The 22,814-nt window shown below is 35.8% G+C and carries 21 protein-coding genes and 1 tRNA gene; 9 read left to right on the forward strand and 13 right to left on the reverse strand.

Going from position 1 to position 22,814, the window contains the following annotated elements:
• Positions 1-23 precede the first annotated feature (23 nt).
• The 4 genes from J3U36_RS05280 (at position 24) to asnB (ending at position 4,197) form a co-directional block, all read left to right on the forward strand.
• On the forward strand, positions 24-1,634 hold the full coding sequence (locus tag J3U36_RS05280) for an intermembrane phospholipid transport protein YdbH family protein (RefSeq protein WP_267379566.1): 1,611 nt from the start codon (positions 24-26) through the stop codon (positions 1,632-1,634).
• 14 nt (positions 1,635-1,648) lie between these two features.
• Positions 1,649-1,834, forward strand: coding sequence for a YnbE family lipoprotein (locus J3U36_RS05285; protein WP_065558684.1), 186 nt, complete (start codon positions 1,649-1,651; stop codon positions 1,832-1,834).
• A 112-nt stretch (positions 1,835-1,946) separates the two neighbouring features.
• Positions 1,947-2,291: a YdbL family protein gene (locus J3U36_RS05290; RefSeq protein ID WP_220216274.1), complete on the forward strand. Its 345-nt coding sequence runs from the start codon at positions 1,947-1,949 to the stop codon at positions 2,289-2,291.
• A gap of 232 nt (positions 2,292-2,523) precedes the next feature.
• Entirely contained in the window at positions 2,524-4,197 is a 1,674-nt protein-coding gene (gene asnB / locus J3U36_RS05295) for an asparagine synthase B (protein ID WP_220216275.1), read from the forward strand.
• Between the two features lie 91 nt (positions 4,198-4,288).
• Here asnB and satP read toward each other — a convergent pair whose 3' ends face one another.
• Complete coding sequence (gene satP / locus J3U36_RS05300; RefSeq protein WP_065558513.1) at positions 4,289-4,867, reverse strand: acetate uptake transporter; 579 nt, start codon at positions 4,865-4,867, stop codon at positions 4,289-4,291.
• A 233-nt stretch (positions 4,868-5,100) separates the two neighbouring features.
• Between satP and dnaK the strand changes: the two genes are divergently transcribed.
• Both dnaK and dnaJ read left to right on the forward strand, forming a co-directional pair.
• Positions 5,101-7,020 (forward strand): molecular chaperone DnaK, encoded by a 1,920-nt coding sequence (dnaK, locus tag J3U36_RS05305; RefSeq protein WP_267358961.1) that lies wholly within the window; start codon positions 5,101-5,103, stop codon positions 7,018-7,020.
• 123 nt (positions 7,021-7,143) lie between these two features.
• Complete coding sequence (gene dnaJ, locus J3U36_RS05310; RefSeq protein ID WP_220216276.1) at positions 7,144-8,280, forward strand: molecular chaperone DnaJ; 1,137 nt, start codon at positions 7,144-7,146, stop codon at positions 8,278-8,280.
• Between the two features lie 529 nt (positions 8,281-8,809).
• On the opposite strand, the gene grcA is transcribed toward dnaJ, so the two are convergent.
• Positions 8,810-9,193: an autonomous glycyl radical cofactor GrcA gene (gene grcA, locus J3U36_RS05315; protein WP_267379570.1), complete on the reverse strand. Its 384-nt coding sequence runs from the start codon at positions 9,191-9,193 to the stop codon at positions 8,810-8,812.
• A gap of 202 nt (positions 9,194-9,395) precedes the next feature.
• On the opposite strand from grcA, the gene ung reads away from it, so the two are divergent.
• Positions 9,396-10,073, forward strand: coding sequence for a uracil-DNA glycosylase (gene ung, locus J3U36_RS05320; protein WP_267350237.1), 678 nt, complete (start codon positions 9,396-9,398; stop codon positions 10,071-10,073).
• 130 nt (positions 10,074-10,203) lie between these two features.
• On the opposite strand, the gene J3U36_RS05325 is transcribed toward ung, so the two are convergent.
• A complete protein-coding gene (locus tag J3U36_RS05325; RefSeq protein WP_267379573.1) occupies positions 10,204-10,551 on the reverse strand; it encodes a DUF805 domain-containing protein in 348 nt (115 codons plus the stop codon).
• A gap of 260 nt (positions 10,552-10,811) precedes the next feature.
• On the opposite strand from J3U36_RS05325, the gene upp reads away from it, so the two are divergent.
• Both upp and J3U36_RS05335 read left to right on the forward strand, forming a co-directional pair.
• Positions 10,812-11,438 (forward strand): uracil phosphoribosyltransferase, encoded by a 627-nt coding sequence (upp, locus tag J3U36_RS05330; protein ID WP_065558519.1) that lies wholly within the window; start codon positions 10,812-10,814, stop codon positions 11,436-11,438.
• An 87-nt stretch (positions 11,439-11,525) separates the two neighbouring features.
• Positions 11,526-12,794: a uracil-xanthine permease family protein gene (locus J3U36_RS05335; RefSeq protein ID WP_220216281.1), complete on the forward strand. Its 1,269-nt coding sequence runs from the start codon at positions 11,526-11,528 to the stop codon at positions 12,792-12,794.
• Positions 12,795-13,411: 617 nt separating this feature from the next.
• Here J3U36_RS05335 and lysS read toward each other — a convergent pair.
• From lysS to J3U36_RS05385, 10 genes are all read right to left on the reverse strand, one after another.
• The gene (gene lysS, locus J3U36_RS05340; protein ID WP_267379579.1) at positions 13,412-14,926 is read right to left on the reverse strand and encodes a lysine--tRNA ligase; all 1,515 of its coding nucleotides are present in this window, start codon (positions 14,924-14,926) and stop codon (positions 13,412-13,414) included.
• 30 nt (positions 14,927-14,956) lie between these two features.
• Positions 14,957-16,055, reverse strand: a protein-coding gene (prfB, locus tag J3U36_RS05345) for a peptide chain release factor 2 (RefSeq protein ID WP_324101002.1) whose coding sequence is annotated in 2 segments (ribosomal slippage) — positions 14,957-15,979 and positions 15,981-16,055 — 1,098 coding nt in all. Because the reading frame shifts where the segments join, the coding sequence is not laid out codon by codon here.
• Between the two features lie 168 nt (positions 16,056-16,223).
• Complete coding sequence (locus J3U36_RS05350; RefSeq protein WP_220216282.1) at positions 16,224-16,850, reverse strand: Fe-Mn family superoxide dismutase; 627 nt, start codon at positions 16,848-16,850, stop codon at positions 16,224-16,226.
• 355 nt (positions 16,851-17,205) lie between these two features.
• Positions 17,206-17,934, reverse strand: coding sequence for a type 1 glutamine amidotransferase (locus J3U36_RS05355; RefSeq protein WP_267379583.1), 729 nt, complete (start codon positions 17,932-17,934; stop codon positions 17,206-17,208).
• A 210-nt stretch (positions 17,935-18,144) separates the two neighbouring features.
• Positions 18,145-18,220, reverse strand: a tRNA-Asn gene (locus J3U36_RS05360).
• Positions 18,221-18,315: 95 nt separating this feature from the next.
• Positions 18,316-18,891 carry a YiiX/YebB-like N1pC/P60 family cysteine hydrolase gene (locus tag J3U36_RS05365; RefSeq protein ID WP_267379586.1) on the reverse strand — a complete coding sequence of 192 codons (576 nt, stop codon included), beginning with the start codon at positions 18,889-18,891 and terminating at the stop codon, positions 18,316-18,318.
• The gene (locus J3U36_RS05370) at positions 18,875-19,462 is read right to left on the reverse strand and encodes a biotin transporter BioY (RefSeq protein WP_267358952.1); all 588 of its coding nucleotides are present in this window, start codon (positions 19,460-19,462) and stop codon (positions 18,875-18,877) included. The genes J3U36_RS05365 and J3U36_RS05370 overlap by 17 nt, the downstream gene beginning before the upstream one ends.
• A gap of 151 nt (positions 19,463-19,613) precedes the next feature.
• The gene (locus tag J3U36_RS05375; protein ID WP_267358950.1) at positions 19,614-20,246 is read right to left on the reverse strand and encodes an MBL fold metallo-hydrolase; all 633 of its coding nucleotides are present in this window, start codon (positions 20,244-20,246) and stop codon (positions 19,614-19,616) included.
• Positions 20,247-20,250: 4 nt separating this feature from the next.
• A complete protein-coding gene (locus J3U36_RS05380) occupies positions 20,251-21,654 on the reverse strand; it encodes an MFS transporter (RefSeq protein ID WP_065558527.1) in 1,404 nt (467 codons plus the stop codon).
• 371 nt (positions 21,655-22,025) lie between these two features.
• Positions 22,026-22,811, reverse strand: coding sequence for a TatD family hydrolase (locus tag J3U36_RS05385; RefSeq protein WP_267379590.1), 786 nt, complete (start codon positions 22,809-22,811; stop codon positions 22,026-22,028).
• Positions 22,812-22,814 lie beyond the last annotated feature (3 nt).

The raw sequence follows: 22,814 nt of genomic DNA on the forward strand, positions 1-22,814 counted from the left end.
CTTGCTAAGTAGAGAGTTTATTTATGGCTCGCTTGAAAAAACGCTATTGGTTTTCATTTATTTTTATGCTGATTATTTCATTGCTAGGTCTGTTTGGATGGCAATATTGGTTGTATTTTAAGCAAAAAAATCAGTTAACCTTAGATTGGCATGGTTTCAATATTAGTTTTGATGGGCTATCATTTGATACTTTTACCGTTTCTCAGCAATCACAATTATCCTTAACGGCAAAAAATTTGCATGTTTCGTGGTCAAATCTATCAGCAGAAAATGTAGATATCTATTGGCAGCCCGTTAACGCTAAAGTAGAGAATATTAGCGATCATGGAGTTGATGGTGAGGCTGATCATCTTGATCGATCTGAATTTGATACCTCATCTTTTTCATCAATGTTGTATTGGTTACCTAAAGCTATTCATATTCATTCGTTGCGATTTTATCAAAACAAAGTGCCTTTGTTTGATATCAAGCTAGATATGAATAAACAGCCACAAGCTATACAGCTTGAGTTATCCACCAATACCCAATATGCTGCAAAGTTATCGACTGTTTTACAATTTAATGAAGCCGATTCCCGTATTGAGATTCAACATGGCATGTTAACGACCTCATTAGCTCAATTTGGCATACAAAATAGCGATTTATCCTTACCGTTTAAAGGATCGATAACTCAAAAACAGCTTACACTAACCAATTTGGATAATGCGTCATTTAGCTTAAAAAAAGCGAATGTTTCGGAAGATTTCATTGTTAATGATCTAAGAGGAAATATCCGCTTTCAAGTTCAGTCACCGCTTCCATTTCAATTGAATCAAACCTCAGCGACAGGTCAATTAACGATTAGTGAGTTTAATGGTCTTTATAAAAATAGTGAGATTAAATCGGCAACAGGTAATATTAATCTTTCGGTTAACAACAATAATTTTACGCTTTCCACATCTGATTTGCATATCCAAGAAATCAATCTTGGCATCGGTTTTGAAAAAGTTAATGTTGCTGGCGCTTATTCATCAACTTTAACTGCTCCGACAAGAGGCATCATTACGTGGAAAAAATTACAAGCGAGGCTATTTTCTGGTCAGCTGTTTGTTGATAAAGGAAAATTGAATTTAACCAGATTGCCTCAACAAATTAATGTCAGACTAAAACAAATACAGTTAAAAGATGTGTTAGCCAAATATCCGGTTGAAGGGCTTGCCGGTAATGGGGCGATAGATGGCATCTTACCAATTACATTAAGCGAAGTTAAAAACAACAATGAGCTATCATATAAGTTGGTAATTAAAAATGGTCAACTAGTTTCAACTAATCAGGGTGAATTACAGTTTGAAAATTCAGCGCTAAAAGATTATGTAAAAAATAATCCAAATATGAAAATACTCACTGATATTCTTAAAAATTTTCATTATACTAAGCTATCGAGTAAAGTTGATTACGCTAATGATATTGCTAAGTTGGGTCTGACTATTCAAGGAAATAATTTAGATGTGCAAAATGGTAAAGCGGTGAATTTAAATATCACGCTTGAAGAAAATATCGCTAAATTAATGACCAGTTTACTCTTATCAGACCAAATTAGTGAACCGATTCGTAAACGAATTGAAGCACGATTGAAAAAAAATCATGATAAATGAAAGAGGCTATTTTTATGATACGGAATGTGATTGCAGTCATGGTAGTGAGTAGCGTATTAATGGGATGCTCACCGACGGTTAGAGTTCAGGCTCCCAATGAACCAATAAACATAAATCTAAATGTTAAAATAGACCATGAAATCAACATAAAGGTTGATAAAGCGTTAGACAATGTAATTAATAAATCTGGTTTATATTAATTATTTATTAAAGATTCACGGTTATATTTTGGTTGGCGTTGTCAAAAGTGAATTAAAAGTGTAAATCACTTTGGCGTTAATAAAATATAAAGTATTTATTAAAGGGGTTATTATGACTATTTATAAAAAGTTAACGATTGCATTATTAACAGCAGCTTTATCTTTACCCGTGTTTGCATTAAATTTAGATCAAGCGATTAACGCATTAAGTCAAGCAAAAGCGAGTGGTTTAGTGGGCGAACAAGAGGATGGTTATTTAGGTGTAGTTAAAAACGAAAGCAATGCAAGTGAAATAGCGCAACTCATTAATCAAGCGCGTAAACAAGAATATCAAAAAGTTTCTGCTGAAAGTAACGTTCCTTTGAACGAAGTTGAAGTGAGAGCGGGAACAAAAGCTCAGGAAAAAACACCTGCTGGACAATTTATAAAACAACAAGGTCAATGGAAAAGAAAGTGATGATGTTATAAAGTCGTTAAGTTCTTTTTGCAACGATAGGAAAAGTATCACGACTTGGGACTTTAATTGTTTATAAATAGTGTGTATGCTGTCTACCTTTATTATTTGCGCTTTAAGCTGGGTAAGAATAAAGGGCAAAGTAATTTAAAATAAAAAAATTTTTTCAAATTTTCATATAGTTATTTTTACGTACAAATAGTATCGCGTTTGCGATTTTAAGTGGAGAAAATCAATGTGTTCGATTTTAGGTATTCTTGATATTAAATCAGATCCGGAACAACTACGAACAAAAGCATTAGAACTATCAAGTCTACAGCGTCATCGTGGGCCGGATTGGTCTGGTATTTTTGCTTCTGATAAAGCAATTCTTGCTCATGAACGTTTATCAATTGTAGATGTTAATACAGGATCTCAACCGCTTTATAATAAAGATAAAACTCTCGTTTTAGCGGTGAATGGCGAAATTTATAATCATCAAGAACTCCGAAATCAGTACAAAGATCGCTATGAATTCCAAACAGGTTCTGACTGTGAAGTTATCTTAGCGCTCTATCAAGAAAAAGGAATTGATTGTCTTGATGAACTACAAGGTATGTTTGCCTTTATTCTTTATGATATTAATAAAGGTACTTACTTTATTGGTCGTGATCACATTGGTATTATCCCAATGTATATGGGTCACGACGAAAATGGTACATTCTATGTCGCCTCTGAGATGAAAGCGTTAGTACCCGTTTGTAAAACGATTGAAGCTTTTCCTCCTGGATGCTATTTATCGAGCACTGAAGGTGAAATTAAAACCTACTATAAACGTGATTGGATGGATTACGAAAATGTCAAAGATAATAAAACAGACATTAATGCGCTTCGTATAGCATTGGAAGAGTCTGTTAAAAGCCATCTTATGTCAGATGTGCCTTATGGCGTTTTATTATCTGGTGGGCTTGATTCTTCCGTTATTTCGGCAATCACTAAAAAATTCTCAGCGCGTCGTGTTGAAGATCATGAAAAATCTGAAGCTTGGTGGCCACAATTGCATTCATTTGCAGTGGGTTTAAAAGGTGCGCCAGATCTTAAAGCAGCACAAGCGGTTGCCGATCATCTTGGTACCGTTCACCACGAAATTAACTTTACTATTCAAGAAGGTATTGATGCCATCCGTGATGTCATTTATTTTATTGAAACTTATGATGTCACAACTATCCGTGCTTCTACGCCAATGTATTTAATGGCAAGAAAAATTAAAGCAATGGGTATTAAAATGGTGTTATCTGGTGAAGGTGCTGACGAAGTATTTGGTGGTTACCTCTATTTCCATAAAGCGCCAAATGCTAAAGAGTTCCATGAAGAAACGGTGCGAAAATTAGCCGCGTTACACATGTATGATTGTGCACGTGCTAATAAAGCGATGGCGGCATGGGGCGTTGAAGCTCGTGTTCCATTCCTTGATAAGAAATTCTTAGATGTGGCAATGCGCCTTAATCCGAAAGATAAAATGTGTGGTAGTAACGGAAAAATGGAAAAACACATTGTTCGTGAAGCATTTGAATCTTATTTACCTGCGTCTGTGGTTTGGCGTCAAAAAGAGCAATTCTCTGATGGTGTTGGTTATAGTTGGATCGATACTTTAAAAGAGATCGCAGAAAGCAAAATCACGGATCAACAATTGGAAAATGCAAAATTCCGTTTCCCTTATAATACGCCAACGTCGAAAGAAGCTTACATGTACCGAGAAATTTTTGACGAGCTATTCCCGGTTGAAAGTGCAGCACATTGTGTGCCGGGTGGTCCAACTGTTGCTTGTTCTACGGCAAAAGCGATTGAATGGGATGAGTCATTCAAAAATCTTAATGATCCATCAGGCCGTGCGGCAGTAGGTGTACATAATGATGCTTATAAAAAATAAGCGTTAAATGTTGTTATTCATTGATATAAAAAAACGGGGAAATTACCCCGTTTTTTATTGCTCTCATCACTTGTTTTAATAACAGCGACAATTAGTGAGCAGCGCCTTTAGGTGCACCAATTGGTAAAATAGTGCGTCCGTATTGTTCGTTAAGTACTTCAGCCATTGCTAAATAAATCGCACTTGCACCACAAATAATCCCTTCAAAGCCTGCGATATGAATGATGCTGTGATTACCAGAAATATTACCAATTGCTAATAAAGCAAATAGGACAGTTAAACTAGCAAAAACAAATTGTAATACTCGATTACCTTTTAACGTACCGATAAACATGAATGCGGTGAAAATCCCCCATAATGCGAGGAAGATACCAACAAAGGTTGCATCGGTTGGTGCTGTTGCTGGTGAGGTTGGTAAATACCAAATGCCAACAAGCGCAATCCAAAAGAAACCATATGAAGTAAACGCTGTTGTCCCAAAAGTGTTACCTTTGCGAAATTCTAAAATTCCAGCGATCACTTGTGCTAGTCCACCATAAAAAATACCCATAGATACGATTGCTGTCATCACAGGGAAAAATCCCGCATTATGAATATTCAATAAAATGGTTGTCATACCAAATCCCATTAGTCCTAGTGGACCTGGATTTGCAAGTTTAGTTTGTTCCATAAGGATCCTATAAAATGTGTCTTAATAAAAAAAGAGCGGCAATAATAAGTGTAGAAAACTTTATAATCAAGATTTATGCAAAAATAATTTTTCATTCCCCCCCTTGATATTAATAATAATGTTCCCATCTATGTGGAAACACTAACATTTCTTTGACTAAATTAAAGACTTGAAAATCACAATTTCAGTCTTATATATAAGAAATAAAATACAGGTTTTGAGGAGAAAAGATTATGGGTAAAATTATTGGTATCGATTTAGGTACAACAAATTCATGTGTTGCAGTAATGGATAATGGTCAAGCTAAAGTTTTAGAAAATGCTGAAGGTGACCGTACAACCCCGTCGATTATTGCTTACACACAAGATGGTGAAATTTTAGTTGGTCAACCAGCAAAACGTCAGGCAGTAACAAATCCACAAAATACATTATTTGCCATTAAACGTTTAATTGGTCGTCGTTATGAAGATGCTGAAGTACAACGTGATGTGGGTATTATGCCATATAAAATTGTTAAAGCTGATAACGGCGATGCGTGGGTAGATGTAAAAGGTCAAAAAATTGCGCCACCACAAATTTCTGCTGAAGTACTAAAGAAAATGAAGAAAACTGCAGAAGATTATCTTGGTGAGCCAGTAACAGAAGCGGTTATTACCGTTCCAGCTTATTTTAATGATGCTCAACGTCAAGCAACTAAAGATGCGGGTCGTATTGCTGGTCTAGATGTTAAACGTATTATTAACGAACCAACAGCTGCTGCACTTGCTTATGGTTTAGATAAAGATGTGGGTAACCGCACAATTGCAGTCTATGACCTTGGTGGTGGTACATTTGATATTTCAATTATCGAAATTGATGATGTCGATGGCGAAAAAACATTCGAAGTATTAGCAACTAATGGTGATACTCACTTAGGTGGTGAAGATTTTGACTCTCGTTTAATTAACTATTTAGTTGATGAGTTTAAACGTGAACAAGGTTTCGATCTTAAAAATGATCCACTTGCAATGCAACGTTTGAAAGAAGCTGCAGAGAAAGCAAAAATCGAATTGTCATCAGCGCAACAAACGGATATCAACTTACCTTATATCACAGCTGATGCATCAGGCCCTAAACATTTAAATATCAAAGTGACACGCGCTAAACTTGAATCTTTAGTCGAAGATTTAGTTAAACGCTCAATGGAACCAGTGAAAACAGCATTAAAAGATGCAGGTCTTACTGTTTCTGATATTAAAGATGTAATTTTAGTTGGTGGTCAAACCCGTATGCCAATGGTTCAAAAAGCGGTTGCAGACTTCTTTGGTAAAGAACCACGTAAAGACGTTAACCCTGACGAAGCAGTAGCAGTAGGTGCTGCGGTACAAGGTGGTGTATTAGGTGGTGATGTTAAAGATGTATTATTACTTGACGTTACACCATTGTCTTTAGGTATCGAAACGATGGGTGGTGTAATGACTACCTTAATTGAGAAAAATACGACTATTCCAACTAAACATAGTCAAGTGTTCTCAACGGCTGAAGACAACCAATCTGCGGTAACGATTCATGTATTACAAGGTGAGCGTAAACGTGCTGGTGATAATAAATCACTAGGTCAATTTAACCTTGATGGTATTCAAGCTGCACCACGTGGTATGCCACAAATTGAAGTGACCTTTGATATTGATGCCGATGGTATCTTACATGTATCAGCAAAAGATAAAAATACTGGTCGTGAACAAAACATTACCATTAAAGCTTCTTCAGGTTTAAGTGAAGAAGAAATCCAAAAAATGGTCAATGATGCGGAAGCGAATGCTGAAGCTGACCGTAAGTTTGAAGAGTTAGCACAAGTACGTAACCAAGCAGATCACCTTGTTCACTCAACTCGTAAACAAGTGACTGATGCAGGCGATCAATTATCTGCTGATGATAAAAAAGCGATTGAAGATGCGGTAACTGCATTAGAAAATGCTGCTCGTGGTGAAGATAAAGCTGAAATTGAAGCTAAAATCAATGTGTTAATGGAAGCATCAAAAAAATTACTTGAATTAGCTCAACAACAAGCTCAAGCAGATCAATCTGCAGGTCAAGCAAATAATGGTAGCGCTTCGGCACAAGATGATGTTGTTGATGCTGACTTCAAAGAAGTTGATGATGATAAAAAATAATCGTTAACTAAAATGTTTTTTAATGAGTTATTTCAACGAGTTTTAGACATGTAACACATTAAACGGGCGCGAGGTAACTCAAGCCCGTTTAGTTGTTTATGCAATAAAAAATAAAGGTTAATTATGGCGAAGAAAGATTATTATGAAACATTAGGCGTGAGTAAAAGTGCCAGTGAAGCTGAGATAAAAAAAGCCTATAAACGCCTAGCCATGAAATATCATCCTGATAAAAATCAGGATAATAAAGCTGAAGCAGAAGCGAAATTCAAAGAAGTTAAGGAAGCTTATGAAGTATTAACCGATTCGCAGAAGAAAGCGGCTTATGATCAATATGGTCATGCAGCCTTTGAACAAGGGCATGGCGGCGCAGGCGGCGGTGGTTTTGGTGGCTTCGGTGGTTTTGGCGGAGGTTCTGCATTTGATGATATCTTTAGTGATTTCTTTGGTGGGGGTCGTGGACGTAGTCAAACTTCCTCACGCGGTGCGGATCTGCAATATAATATCTCGTTAACACTGGAAGAAGCTGCTGCAGGCGTCAGCAAAGAGATAAAAGTACCGACTTGGGTAACTTGTGACGTTTGTCATGGACAAGGAACTGAAAAAGCCTCAGATGTAATGACGTGTGAAACCTGTCATGGTGCAGGTGTTGTACAAATGCGACAAGGTTTCTTTGCTGTGCAGCAAGAGTGTCCAACCTGTCATGGTCGGGGTAAAGTAGTAAAAAATCCATGTAAAAAATGTCATGGTGAAGGACGCGTTCAGAAAACTAAGACCCTTTCTGTAACGATTCCTGCCGGCGTTGATACAGGTAGTCGTATTCGACTTTCCGGTGAAGGTGAAGCAGGTTTAAATGGCGCACCAGCTGGTGATTTATATGTTCAAATGCAAATTAAACCACATGCTATTTTTGAACGTGATGGTACTAACTTACATTGTGAAATTCCAATTAACATTGCTTTAGCATCGCTAGGTGGAGAAGTAGAAGTACCAACACTTAATGGTAAAGTAAGCTTAACTATCCCTGCTGAAACGCAAACAGGTAAAGTGTTCCGCTTACGAGGTAAAGGCGTTAAATCGTTACGTGGAAGTTCAATTGGTGATCTTTATTGCCATGTGGTTGTTGAAACACCAGTTAATTTAACCAGTAAACAGAAGGAATTACTTAAAGAGTTAGGTGAAAGTTTTAAAGCCGATAAAAGCTCTAAGCACAGTCCAAAAGAAAAAAGCTTTTTTGATAAAGTGAAGAAGTTTTTTGGTTAAAAAGACGGATTTATCTATAAACGAGATTAGTTTTGCTAATCTCGTTTTTTTATACTTTTATCTTAGGTTTGATTTTATTGGATGCTATTACCATCATATTTAAACATACTCTTTATTATCTACTCACTTTTCGCTCTTTTAAGCGATATATCTTCTCAAATTTATTAGTATAGCTGTATAAATGCTATTAATAGCTATGCTTCAAAAAGGAATTAAATCTATTGATATATCGATCTATTTGATTAATTAGAAGATGCAATTAATGCAACTTTAGAAACTAATAAAAACGGAATTCATTGCCAGAATATAGTTAATAGTTGTTAGAAGTAGGTTGTGGCTTGTTAAAGATGAGGAATTAGCCATTTATCTTGCTCAGTATATCGCAAGACAAAATAAGATGCTTTCTAGATATTTAATGTGGTTTCGTTCCAGCTTGATCACACGATTGAGGCTGGGTTGATTGAGCTGATGAATAACAGATAAAAATAAACCCAGTAAGTACTGGGTTTGTATAATGTGTTATCAAAAATTACATTTTAGTTGTAAATGTACGAGCGATAACGTCGCGTTGTTGTTCTGCTGTTAATGAGTTAAAACGTACCGCATAACCAGAAACACGAATAGTTAATTGTGGATATTTTTCTGGATGTTGTACGGCATCTTCAAGTGTTTCACGACGAAGTACGTTAACATTTAAATGTTGTCCACCTTCAACTTTGATAGTCGGTGCAATATCTAAAGGAATTTCACGATATTCAAACTGACCAAGTTCAGCTGTTGGAATAACTTGATCTTCTTTATATACTGATTTAGCTGCGACACAACGCGCTTCATTAGTCGAGTCATCTAATAACCAAAAAGAATTAAGAAGTGCTGCGTTGTCAGCTTTAGTAATTTGGATACCTGTAATCATTTTAAAACCTCCTATGAGCGTTATTGCCCCTAAAATATTAGGGTTAATATAACACTTATATAATTTGATTAAAGTCAAAAAAAGCTATTAATACGATAAGCTGTACCTTTTATTTAACTTTTAGAGCACTATAGGTTATGATGAGTAAAAATGAGAAATTTTTAGCAAGATATATTAAGTAATTTTACGGCGTGGACAAACTATGACAACACAATTAACATGGCATGATGTTATTGGTACTGAAAAAGACAAACCCTATTTTCAAAAAATCATGCAATTTGTTACTGCTGAGCGTAATAGCGGTAAAATCATTTATCCTCCTCAACACGATGTATTTAATGCATTTCGTTTTACTGCTTTTAATGACATCAAAGTTGTCATTTTAGGTCAAGATCCTTATCATGGACCGAATCAAGCACATGGACTTTCCTTTTCCGTGTTACCGGGAGTTAAACCTCCTCCTTCATTATTAAATATTTATAAAGAGTTATCTACCGATATTCCTAGTTTTCAGATCCCTTCTCATGGTTATTTAGCATCTTGGGCGACTCAAGGGGTACTTTTGCTTAATACAGTATTAACGGTGGAAGCTGGTCAAGCTCATTCACATGCCAAAATAGGTTGGGAGACTTTTACCGATAATGTTATAGCGGCTATAGACAAACATCTTGAGGGAGTGGTGTTTTTATTATGGGGATCACCTGCGCAAAAAAAAGGGCAATTTATTAATCGGCAAAAGCATCATGTATTAACTTCTGTGCATCCTTCACCTTTATCAGCCCATCGTGGATTTTTAGGTTGTAAACATTTTTCCAAAGCTAATGATCTTATTGTGCAACAAGGTAAAGCAGCTATTGACTGGCAACCTAAATTACCTTGAAATTAGACATAATTATATAAATTATTGGGTTTTTTAAAAGCGATTTAGAAGTGAAGTTAAACTAAAAATAGTCAATACGATAATGTGTTGTTAATATTCTCATCAGGTTAGCTGATGAGAATAAAAAAACTTACTGAATCCCTTTAGGATTTTCGCCATATTGGTTGCTACCAGGTGTTGAATCTGTAGCTAAGTAAACTATATTCATGACAGGAACCAAAAGCCACCAACCTGGTTTGTCTGTATCGTGTAAACGGCGAACACCAACTGATATACATGGTAGTAATAACGCTAACTGAACAATGTATGCAATATAGCCTAATGGAGCAAAGATAAAACTTAGCAATGCAGAAACTATTGAAACAGCTACTACTATGATGCAGTATATTAAAGCAAACATCCAATATTCTTGACGCCTTGCTCGACCATTAAAATTAAAATAATTTTCTTTTGTTAAACAATTAATAAACCAGTTCATCCTATTAATTTCCTTTAAAATTTTATAATTAACATTTAAAAACCACCTTACTAAGGCGGCTGGTTATTCTAATCAAAAAAATTACATAAAACAAATTTTTCATCAATTTTATACTTTTTACATATTATTATCTTTTTTAGTTTTATAAAACTTAGCAATTTAATTTGAGTTTTCTCTCGCTTCTATCTATGTTAAAATCACCCCTCAGTGGTTATTTAAAGTGACCAAAATCTTTCAGCAAAATAACACTGAGGCCCTCCATGAAAATAGTTGAAGTTAAACACCCTCTTGTACGTCATAAAATCGGTTTAATGCGCGAACATGATATTAGTACTAAAGACTTTCGTGCGCTTGCCAGCGAAGTTGGTAGTTTATTAACTTATGAAGCCACGGCTGACTTACCTACTGAAAAAGTGACCATTGAAGGTTGGTGTGGACCCGTTCAAATTGAGCAAATCAAAGGTAAAAAAATAACTGTAGTACCAATCCTTCGTGCCGGTTTAGGTATGATGGATGGTGTGCTTGAGCATGTGCCTAGTGCTCGTATTAGCGTCGTTGGGTTTTATCGTAATGAAGAGACCCTTGAGCCAGTGCCTTATTTCCAAAAATTAACGTCGGACATTGCGGAACGAATGGCTTTGGTTGTTGACCCTATGCTAGCAACGGGTGGTTCAATGGTGGCGACGATTGATTTATTAAAACAAGCAGGGTGTAAAAATATTAAAGTATTAGTTTTAGTGGCTGCACCTGAAGGTATCAAAACATTAGAAAAAGCCCATCCAGATGTTGAACTCTATACAGCATCCATTGATGAACGGTTAAATGAACAAGGTTACATTTTACCAGGACTTGGCGATGCTGGAGATAAGATATTCGGCACTAAATAAAATTTCATTTTTTTAAACCGGCTTAGCCGGTTTTTTTATGCATAAAAAATGAGGTTAAAAGATTAAGTTGAAGTGGAGATGATCAACATGTCAAATAAAATAAATGATAAACAAAAATATAAAGCGTCACAGGAGAAAGTTGCTTGGCAAGATATTTTTACTGGTGCACAAATGCTCTTTGTTGCTTTTGGTGCGTTAGTGTTAGTGCCACTATTAACGGGTTTAAATCCTAATGTCGCATTGTTTACAGCGGGCATAGGAACGTTATTGTTTCAACTCACTACGAAAGGTAAAGTACCGGTATTTTTAGCTTCCTCATTTGCCTTTATTGCACCGATCTCATTTGGTGTAGCTCAATGGGGGATTCCTGCAACTCTGGGCGGATTGGTTGCAGCAGGATTTGTGTTTATGTTTTTTGCTTTATTAGTCAAACTAAATGGCAAACATGTTATTGATCGTATTTTACCGCCAGTGGTAACTGGCCCTATTATTATGGTCATTGGTTTATCTCTTGCGCCTGTCGCAGTGGGTATGGCAATGGGTAAAGATAGTGGTCTTCAGGTTAAGGATTATCAATTAATTATGATTTCAATGGCCTCATTATTGACTACGCTGATTGTGGCAATTTGGGCAAAAGGATTTTTCAAACTTGTTCCAATTATTGCAGGTATTGTCGTTGGTTATGTGATGTCTTGGATAATGGGTATTGTCAACTTTCAACCGGTTATTGATGCGCCATGGTTTAAGATACCGGATTTCACTTTTCCTGAATTTCATTGGCAAGCTATTTTATATATGATACCTATTGTTATTGCACCAACGATTGAGCACGTTGGCGATATCATGGCGATTAGTTCTGTTACTGGCAAAGATTATACTCGTGAACCGGGATTACAACGCACACTTTTGGGGGATGGATTAGCAACTTCGACCGCAGGCTTTTTTGGTGGCCCGCCTTGTATCACCTATGCAGAAGTGATTGGGGCCGTCACCTTAACACGAAACTTCAAAACTCGTGTAATGACATGGGCAGCAATTTGGGCGATTTTAATGTCATTTATTGGTAAAATTGGCGCATTTTTGAGTACTATCCCAACTGTTGTTATGGGCGGAATTATGGTGCTTTTATTTGGTTCGATTGCATCCGTTGGCATTAATATATTAATCAAACATAAAGTTGATCTTTCCGTTTCGCGCAATATGTGTATTGTTTCATTAGTGTTGGTGTTTGGTATTGGTGGGATGATTTTTGATTTTGGTTCTTACGCATTGCAAGGGATAAGTTTATGTGGCATTTTAGCTATTTTATTAAATTTAATCTTACCTTATCCGAGCAAAACAGTAAAAACTGATTAAGATATAATAGATATCACGGTTAACGAATTAATCGTTAACGGTGATAAATTAAACTAAAGAAAGGGCGCGATATTTTCATAAAATATGTCATTTATTTATCGATAAAAAGTGAGTAGACACTCACTTTTTTAGTCTCTAGTTAATGACATGTTATTCGTCGTTTTTCTTAATGGATAAGAAACTTATCCTAATTTTACATTAAATAAAGTTTAATTTTTAGTCCTGATTTTATCACGATGAATGACTATGTTGAGTCCCATTTCTGTGGTTGGTAAGTAATAACTTATTTAATTTTGTAGAATTTAAGAAAATATCATTATTTTTCTGTATTTTATTTTATACTGATTCAATTTAAAAAACGGTGAATTGTTGAAATACGCTTGATTAAGATGAACTTACATTTTTAGCTGCATGAAAAACATTATTCAGTTTGTATAGAAAAGTCAGTAATGGCTTACTTAATTATTAACCAATTGATAAACATGTAATATTTTACGAATTTTTGGTATGGTGGAAAGCTAAACTAGAATTATTTTTAGTTGTATAAAAGATATTTGCATTACAATAAAAAACTCACTTATTTGTTGAGATAAGTGAGTTTTCAATAGTAGAGTATCTTATTTTATTGGACGCATGGTTGGGAATAAAATGACATCACGAATAGTATGACTATTCGTAAATAACATCACCGTTCGGTCAATACCAATGCCTAATCCAGCTGTCGGCGGTAAGCCATGTTCTAAAGCCGTAATATAATCTTCATCATAGAACATTGCTTCATCATCACCGGCATCTTTTTGTGACACTTGATCAGCAAAACGTTGAGCTTGGTCTTCCGCATCGTTAAGTTCTGAGAAGCCATTGCCAATTTCACGCCCACCAATAAAGAACTCGAATCGGTCTGTAACAAATGGATTTTCATCGTTTCGACGAGCCAGTGGTGATACTTCAGCAGGATATTCGGTAATAAATGTCGGTTGAATCAGATTGGCTTCAGCAACCTCTTCAAAAATTTCAGTCACAACTCGACCAAGTCCCCAACCTTTTTCAACTTTAATACCTACTGCATTAGCAATAGTACATGCTTTATCAAAATCATCCAAATCAGCATTATTGGTTTCTGGACGATAATGACAAATGGCTTCACGCATAGTCATTTTAATAAATGGTTTACCAAAATCGAAGGTATGTTCACCATATTGAACAACGGTATTACCCGTTACAGCGATTGCCAGACGGCGGAATAATGCTTCAGTTAGCACAATCAAATCTTTATAATCGGCATACGCCATATACATTTCCATCATGGTAAATTCTGGATTATGTCTTGGCGATACCCCCTCATTACGGAAGTTACGATTAATTTCAAAGACACGTTCAAAACCACCGACAACCAGACGTTTTAAGTAAAGTTCTGGTGCGATACGTAAGTACATATCTAAATCAAGGGCATTATGATGCGTAATAAAAGGTTTCGCTGACGCCCCACCAGGAATAACTTGCATCATCGGTGTTTCAACTTCCATAAAGTGATTTTCAAGCATGAAATTGCGAATTTCAGTTACCACTTTTGAACGAGCGATAAACGTATTTCTCGACTCTTCATTTGTGATGAGATCCAAGTAGCGTTGACGATAACGCATTTCTTGATCTGCAAGACCATGGAATTTATCCGGTAATGGACGAAGTGCTTTAGTTAATAAGCGAATTTCTTCACAGTGAATAGAAAGTTCGCCAGTTTTAGTTTTAAATAAATAACCTTTAGCACCGACAATATCCCCTAAATCCCATTTTTTAAATTGCTCGTTGTAGTAATTTTCGGGAAGATCATCACGCGTTACATAAAGTTGAATTTGCCCAGCAACGTCTTGTAAAGAGACAAAAGAAGCTTTACCCATTATACGGCGCATCATCATTCGACCGGCAACAGTGACAGTAATTTTATTCTCAATTAATTCTTCGTTGGTTTTATCGTCATACAATTTATGAAGATCACTTGAAATAGCATCACGACGAAAGTCATTTGGGAAAGCAATGCCTTGCTCGCGAATATTTGCTAGTTTTTCACGACGTATAGTTAGCTCGCTATTTAACTCTTCAATATGGTTTTGTTGCTCTTGCTGTGTTGACATAATTTTACCTTTTATTTATCACCAAGCAGTTTATAAACCTGCTTTTAAGCTTTCTTCAATAAATTGATCTAAATCACCGTCTAAAACGGCCTGAGTGTTGCGTGTTTCAACGCCGGTACGCAAATCTTTGATTCTTGAATCATCAAGCACATAAGAACGGATTTGACTACCCCAACCGATATCCGATTTGTTCTCTTCCATCTGTTGCTTTTCAGCATTTTTCTTCTGCATTTCAAGCTCATACAGTTTCGCTTTTAACTGTTTCATTGCTTGATCTTTATTACTATGCTGAGAACGATTATTTTGACACTGGGTAACAATTCCCGTTGGTATATGCGTAATTCGAACAGCAGATTCGGTTTTATTGACATGCTGTCCACCAGCACCTGATGCCCGATATACATCAATACGAAGATCGGCAGGATTGATATCGATATCAATATTATCATCAATTTCTGGATAGACAAAAACAGAAGCAAATGATGTATGACGGCGATTACCCGAATCAAAAGGACTTTTTCGTACTAAACGGTGGACGCCTGTTTCGGTACGTAACCAACCGTAAGCATAGTCGCCTGATACTTTAATGGTCGCCGATTTAATTCCTGCAACATCACCATCAGATACTTCCATGACTTCTGTTGTAAAGCCTTTAGATTCTGCCCAGCGTAAATACATTCGCAGTAACATTTCAGCCCAATCTTGTGCTTCAGTCCCCCCAGAACCTGACTGAATATCTAAATAACAATCTGCGCTATCGTAATCGCCTGAAAACATTCGACGAAACTCTAGCCCAGCCAGTTTTTTTTCTAACTGTTCAAGCTCTAGATTTGCTTCATCAAACGTATCTTGATCGTCGGCTTCAATGGCAAGTTCAAGCAAACCTTCAACATCGTCAAGACCTTGAGTTAAAGAATCAATTGTATTGATGATTTCATCAAGCGTTACCCGCTCTTTGCCTAACGCTTGTGCTTTTTCGGGATCTGCCCAGACTTCAGATTGTTCTAATTCGGCATTAACTTCTTCAAGTCGCTCTTTTTTTAAGTCATAGTCAAAGATACCCCCGAATCACATCAGTGCGCTCGGTAAGTTCGGCTATTTTGGATTTTATCGGATTAATTTCAAACATGTATTATTTAGTTCGGTTTTGCGATTTTCAATTAATCGCCCATTGTAGCGGATTTAAGTATAATTTAGCAATTGCCAATTTGCAGATACGATGATTGGTAATTAATACCAATAAATAAAAATGACGCATTAAGCGTCATTGATAATTGAGTAACTATACTAAAAACAGCTATTTTTTTGCTTGAGCGTATAACTCAGCAACTTTATCCCAGTTAATTACATTCCAAAATGCACCAATATAATCAACACGACGATTTTGGTATTTTAAGTAATATGCGTGTTCCCAGACATCTAATGTTAAAATAGGCGTACCTGAAACACCTGAGAATTTTTCGCCCATGACAGGAGAATCTTGGTTTGCGGTTGAAACTACTTCAAGTTTACCATTTTGTAACACTAACCAAGCCCAACCAGAACCAAAACGAGTAGCTGCTGCGTTTGAAAATTTTTCTTTGAATGCGTCTACAGAACCGAAATCTTTTTCAATAGCTGCTTTAAGTTCACCTTTAAGCTCGGTACCAACTTTAAGTAATTCCCAAAATAGGGTGTGATTAACGTGACCACCCACATTGTTTTTGATACCTGTTAGTTTATCAGCTGGCACTTTATCTAAATTTTTAAGTAAAGTTTCAGGACATAATTCTTTAAGTTCTGCCGGTAAAGTCTCTAAAAGCGCATTTGCATTATTGACATAAGTTTGGTGATGTTTGTCATGATGAAGATGCATCGTTTCCGAGTCAATATACGGTTCTAATGCGTCATAAGCATAAGGTAGAGGTGCAAGAGTGTAAGCCATGAAGATACTCCTTTCAAAAATTAGATATTCGTTATTGCTATATTTTACAGAGTATACGGTCAAATTGCTTATCTCACAATCTATTATTTGAATAGTTCAGAACTATTTAATGATTGGATAATCAATAAATCAAATTGCCTAATTGACAAAACCCTCCACCAATATCTTTCTCAATCTTACCATTATGCAAAGAAAGACCTTCTAAAAAACTTACGATTTTCCATCAGTTAATTTTACGTTTTAAGATAAAATACTCTTTATCTAATTTTAACCTCAATTTACTTCATTTTTCGGGGTTGTCTACTTTTAATATTTTGCATAATTTCGAACAACCAACCATGAACGATAATAGAATTTAATTTGTAGAAGCAGACAGATAGTATTGACTTAGCTTATCCAAAAAAACAAAGAGTTTATAATTCATTTTACTATAATCATGTAGGCGTAATTTTTCCTCTGTATCAACAAAACGATATTTAGCCGCTTGACTAAGGTCATTTTGCGAATGGGCAATCAACTTTTCAACTACCTCATGGGTTAACTCCATATGACATTGGAAACCATAAACCAATTTGATATAAGCAATAATTTGCCGAGGACAGCCTTCACTATAAGCAATAATTTGCGCATTTTGCGTTAAACCTGGCATATCATTGTGCCAGTGACCTACTGCTAGCGTATCGCCGAAATGAGAAAAAAGCGGATTTTTTTTGCCTGCTTCCGTTAAGGTAATGGGGAATTTACCGATCTCTTTTTCAGGACTATGCTCGAAATGTGCACCAAGTGCTTCGCCAATTAATTGGGATCCAAGACAAACGCCAATCACGATTTTATTCGCTTTAATTGCTGATAAAATGAAGGTTTGCTCTGCTAATGAATCAAAATGGGCACACTCTTGTTTCGTTGTAGCAGGGGATTGTGGACCGCCCATAATAATAAGAAAATCAATATTATCTATCCTTTCAGAAAGTGGCTCGCCCAGATAAACTCTTGAATAGGTAACCGTATGAAGATGTAACTTAGCCCATTGTTCATAAGCACCTGGTGCTTCAAACTCTTCATGAAGAATAAAATGGATATGCATGGATAAAAATTTCCTTTCTTATTAATTTAACAATAACATTATAGATAAATTTTAAACATTTAAAGTGTTATCAAAAGTATTATGGGTCACAATTTTTTTAAAATATTATTAACCATTTTACTTTAAACACAATATTAAAATTTGAAAAGGAGTGTAATTTGTCGGAAATAAAAAAACCTGCTATAAGCAGGTTTTAATAATTCGGTAAGTTGGCTCCTCCAACTGGACTTGAACCAGTGACATACGGATTAACAGTCCGCCGTTCTACCGACTGAACTATGGAGGAACCGAAATGTAGCGCGCATATTATAGATTAAATGGCGCTATGTCAATAGTTAAATTGTATTAAATGCTTTTTCGTTTTAATAACCTCCCTTTATTTTATTCAAGTGTTAGGATTGTCTTGAATAATTCCGTTTGCCTTAAGAGTTGTTGAGGATGAGATCCAAGCTGTTGTTCTGGGATCTTCTCTTTTAGCGAATGATAATAATCGATCCAATAAGGTAAAACTTGATGGGTCGTTAAATCTCTAAAATTCATCGGATATAAAGCAAAATAACTTTCATTGTGTTCATTTCGAAAAGCGTAGGTAATGAGTTCACTGCAATAAAGTCCAGCTGTATTTGGACGAAAGCTAGGGTTATAAGGTAGACCAATACATGATTTAGCTCGTTTAATAGCATTTTTAATCAACCCTAAATTATCAATTCGACCAATGATATTAAATTGTGCTGCATTGATAAAATGCGTCAGTGTTTGGTTAATGACCCCGTATTTTGGCGTTGCTTCAATAACGATATTATTTCCAATATATAATCCTACATGATTGATATTATTGGTTAACTCATCCACGTTACGTGTTGCACCAGAACAGGTGACAGCATCATTAAAGTCATTAACCTCGTTCAGACACTGGAAAATAATATCGCCTTTTTTTAAATCAGTGATTTTTAGCACGGTAACGCCATAAAAGGAACATGACTGAAGTTGCTATGATAAACTTAAGTGCATCAAATCCTGCAAAAGGGAGATATCCGAGTTTTATTGCTTCAATGAGGTTAATATGTAAATAACCAGCAAGATAAAGAACGCCAAATACAAAGATTAATAAATGTGCACAAGCGAATGCGATTAATCCTAAAATAAAATGGCGATCATAACCTTTTTCAGCGGCAAAGCCGGCTAAATAAGCACTAAATACCGCCCCATATAAATAACCGGCAGAAGGGGAATGTAAAGCTATCATGCCACTACTTCCGTTGGCAAACAATGGTAATCCTATTGCACCTAAAAAAAGATATTGAATTATCGCTAATGCACCTAATTTACGTCCTAAAAACGCACCAATAAGGAGTATTGCTAAAGACTGTAAAGTAAAAGGAACAGGATAAGTTGGAATGCTAATGTTAGCGGCTAGTCCTAATAATAATGCCGCACTTGTTGTTACAAAGAGTTTTCGTTGCCAAGAGGATAGCTTAAATAGCGTTGTAATAAAGGTTGGATAATATGGGGTAACTTGATGTTTCATAATAATTATACCTTGCTTTTATGTGTAAATATTTTGCTAATAATATAGCAAAGTTTTATTATGTAAACTTATTTTTTATAGAAAGGTTTACTTTTGAGAGGGTTATCACACTCTATGAAAAATGAATGTGATAACAACCGCAATATTTTGATTAAACTAAGAAAGGATTATTCATGCGCTCATGGCCAAAGCTAGACATAGGGCCATGTCCGGGAACAAAAACGAAATCATCACCAAGTGGTAATAATTTATGTTTAATTGAAGAAATCAAATCGGCATGATTGCCTCTCGGAAAATCTGTTCTTCCTATACTACCGTTAAATAACACATCACCAACAAAAGCGATTTTATCAGAATGATTAATAAAAACGATATGACCGGGTGTATGACCTGGGCAATAAAGTACATCGAGTGAAATATTGCCGACTTTGATTTTATCTCCTTCTTTTAACCAATGATCCGGTAAAAAAGGTTCAATATAAGGAAAACCAAATTGAATACATTGCTGAGGTAATCCACTAAATAAAAATTCATCTTCTTGATTTGAGCCGATGATTTTTACATCATAATGTTTTGCTAATTCTACAGCCGCGCCAACGTGATCCAAATGTCCATGCGTTAATAGGATTTGTTTAATATTCACGCCCAGTTTTTCCACGGCTTTTTTGAGTAATTCGGGTTCACCACCTGGATCGATAAAGGCTGCTTCCTTTGTTTCATCACACCAAATAATGCTACAATTTTCCTGAAAAGCAGTAACCGGAATGATTTGGTATTGAAACATATTGTTATCTCCTTGTTTCTTGATGATGAGCGGTTAAGTTTTGCCCATCTTGTTTTTTTAAAGCTGCAAACACAATGCTAGAAAGTATTGTGATAATTCCTAATATCATAAAAGTAATTTGGAAAGACTTAATGGTAGCGGTTTCCTCACCGACTAACCTAACAAGCACAGCACCTAAGGCGATACCGAAGCTAATAGCAAGTTGTTGGTTTACCGCCATTAAACTATTCCCACTACTGGTTGTTTCACCTTGTAAATCAGCTAAAGTGATACTGTTCATTGCCGTAAATTGTAATGAATTGGTACAACCAATGCAAAAAAGTAATAGACACATCAGGATGATCGGGGTGGATAAACTTAATTGTGACATTAATAAAATGAACGTTCCAGCCAATATAGTATTGCCAATCAAGACGTTTCGATACCCTAATTTAGCTAAAATTGTAGGAATAAACGATTTAATTGCCATTGAAGCTAACGCCATAGGAATTAATATCATTCCTGCTTCAATTGCTGAATAACCAAAGCCAACTTGTAATAGTAATGGAATTAAAAAAGGAACGCCTGAAATACCTAATCGACTAATCAAATTACCAATAATACCGATTTTAAAAGTGCGAATACTAAATAAAGATAATGGGAATAGAGGGGTAGTTGCTTTTTGAGCGTAGAATCGGTAACCAAACAGAAAGATTAAACTTATTATTGCCAAAAATAGTGAAATATAACTACTTTGTCCCTCACTTAGCAGCTCCAAACTTAACGTGGCACTAATAAATGTTATGGCAATAATAACAAAGCCCCAAAAATCGAAATAGATGCGTTCACCTTTAAGGTTTGGCATATATTTCCAAGCAATAATGATCCCGGCAATACCAACAGGGATATTGATTAAAAATACCCAATGCCAACTGATCATTTCAGCTAAATATCCGCCAAGAACAGGGCCGATTACAGGGCCTACCAATCCTAAAATGGATGAGGTATTTAGCGCTGATAAAAATTCATTACGTCGATAAGATTTAATTAAGACTAATCTGGAAACAGGTACCATCATTGAACCGCCAATACCTTGTATAACCCTTGAAATATCCATAAAAATAAGAGTATTTGATAGGGCACAAGACAGCGATCCAGCTGTAAAAAGAAACACGGCAGTCACAAAAACATTTTTTGTTCCAAAGCGATCGGATAATAAACCACTAATCGGAATAAACAATGCTAAAGTTAATGCATAACAGATTACCGCTGATTGCATATTTAAGGGGGATTCATGGAGATCTTTAGCAATCGAGGGGAGTGCCGTATTTAAAATTGATGTATCGAGTGATTGCATTAAAAATGCGACTGCCGCAATCCACGGCAACATTCGATATACCATAGGGGATAATTGAATATCATTGCTCATTATAGTGATTACCTATTATTGTTGCGATGATAGTTTTAAGGCTATCAATAAGATGATAGAAGACAATTTATCTCATATTACCTCGAAACGACTTTGTCGTCGATGAAATAAACCAGAAAGCATAATTTATTTAAGTTTTCTTTACAGTGAGTTGGTGATGCTTGTCGGTTTGGATTTGATTGGTCTATCTTATCAATACTTGGCAAGTAATAGATAGCGATTACGCATTGTGTAATATTCATAATGAAATTAAGCGGGTAAGAGACACAATTGCAAAGTCTAAAAATCGATTTTAACCAGTCAAAAAAACTGCCTTGTATCGCTAATGTTTGACGGTGATAATCCACATATAATTATAAAGCTATTTATAATCAATGCTTCAATGCTTTTTGATTGATTCGACTAAATAGCGTTAAGGTATTAGATAAGATTGTACGAAGTATTTCTGGTTGGGGTTCTTTGCGTAACTGACTTAAAACATGAAATATTTCAATTAGATATTCTGGGCGATTGATTTGACCTTGTCGACCACTTAATGGCATATCGGGGGCGTCGGTTTCAAGTACAAGACTTTCTAAAGGCAGTTGGGCAATGGTTTGGCGAGTTTTATTAGCGCGTGCGTAACTTATTACTCCTCCGACACCAATATAATAACCGAGTTTCACAAATTGCATCGCTTGTTGATAACTGCCTGAAAATCCATGTATGACCCCTCGACATGGTAAATTTGCTTGATGAAGTTCGTGGTACATAATGTCATGCGTTTTACGAGAATGAATCAAAACGGGTAAATCATATTTTTTAGCCAAGGTAAGCTGGGAACGAAAATAAAATAGTTGTTGTTGCCAATCAACGGTAAGATTGTATTTATCCAGACCAATTTCGCCCATTGCTACTAATTTTTGGGGGTTTTTATTAATAATATCGGATAATTTTTCTAGATCTGATTCTGTGTGTTGATAAATGGGATGTAAACCAAGCGCTGCATAAACTTCATTATATTGTTCGGCAAGGTGTAATATTGTATGAAAATGATTCGCAGAGACAGCTGGCACAATGAGCGCATCAATTTTTGCTTGCTGTATTTTGTCGATAGAATCAGCGATATCTGTGGTAAAAATGGGAAAATCAAAATGACAATGTGTATCAATAAACATAAT

The sequence above is a fragment of the Gilliamella sp. B3817 genome (assembly GCF_026536705.1).
GTDB lineage: Bacteria > Pseudomonadota > Gammaproteobacteria > Enterobacterales > Orbaceae > Gilliamella > Gilliamella apicola_I.

Bases quoted from the DNA above. Each gene is read 5' to 3' on its own strand.
- J3U36_RS05280 (WP_267379566.1), top strand. From the start codon at position 24: ATGGCTCGCTTGAAAAAACGCTATTGGTTTTCATTTATTTTTATGCTG.
- J3U36_RS05285 (WP_065558684.1), top strand. From the start codon at position 1,649: ATGATACGGAATGTGATTGCAGTCATGGTAGTGAGTAGCGTATTAATG.
- J3U36_RS05290 (WP_220216274.1), top strand. From the start codon at position 1,947: ATGACTATTTATAAAAAGTTAACGATTGCATTATTAACAGCAGCTTTA.
- asnB (WP_220216275.1), top strand. From the start codon at position 2,524: ATGTGTTCGATTTTAGGTATTCTTGATATTAAATCAGATCCGGAACAA.
- satP (WP_065558513.1), bottom strand. From the start codon at position 4,867: ATGGAACAAACTAAACTTGCAAATCCAGGTCCACTAGGACTAATGGGA.
- dnaK (WP_267358961.1), top strand. From the start codon at position 5,101: ATGGGTAAAATTATTGGTATCGATTTAGGTACAACAAATTCATGTGTT.
- dnaJ (WP_220216276.1), top strand. From the start codon at position 7,144: ATGGCGAAGAAAGATTATTATGAAACATTAGGCGTGAGTAAAAGTGCC.
- grcA (WP_267379570.1), bottom strand. From the start codon at position 9,193: ATGATTACAGGTATCCAAATTACTAAAGCTGACAACGCAGCACTTCTT.
- ung (WP_267350237.1), top strand. From the start codon at position 9,396: ATGACAACACAATTAACATGGCATGATGTTATTGGTACTGAAAAAGAC.
- J3U36_RS05325 (WP_267379573.1), bottom strand. From the start codon at position 10,551: ATGAACTGGTTTATTAATTGTTTAACAAAAGAAAATTATTTTAATTTT.
- upp (WP_065558519.1), top strand. From the start codon at position 10,812: ATGAAAATAGTTGAAGTTAAACACCCTCTTGTACGTCATAAAATCGGT.
- J3U36_RS05335 (WP_220216281.1), top strand. From the start codon at position 11,526: ATGTCAAATAAAATAAATGATAAACAAAAATATAAAGCGTCACAGGAG.
- lysS (WP_267379579.1), bottom strand. From the start codon at position 14,926: ATGTCAACACAGCAAGAGCAACAAAACCATATTGAAGAGTTAAATAGC.
- J3U36_RS05350 (WP_220216282.1), bottom strand. From the start codon at position 16,850: ATGGCTTACACTCTTGCACCTCTACCTTATGCTTATGACGCATTAGAA.
- J3U36_RS05355 (WP_267379583.1), bottom strand. From the start codon at position 17,934: ATGCATATCCATTTTATTCTTCATGAAGAGTTTGAAGCACCAGGTGCT.
- J3U36_RS05370 (WP_267358952.1), bottom strand. From the start codon at position 19,462: ATGAAACATCAAGTTACCCCATATTATCCAACCTTTATTACAACGCTA.
- J3U36_RS05375 (WP_267358950.1), bottom strand. From the start codon at position 20,246: ATGTTTCAATACCAAATCATTCCGGTTACTGCTTTTCAGGAAAATTGT.
- J3U36_RS05380 (WP_065558527.1), bottom strand. From the start codon at position 21,654: ATGAGCAATGATATTCAATTATCCCCTATGGTATATCGAATGTTGCCG.
- J3U36_RS05385 (WP_267379590.1), bottom strand. From the start codon at position 22,811: ATGTTTATTGATACACATTGTCATTTTGATTTTCCCATTTTTACCACA.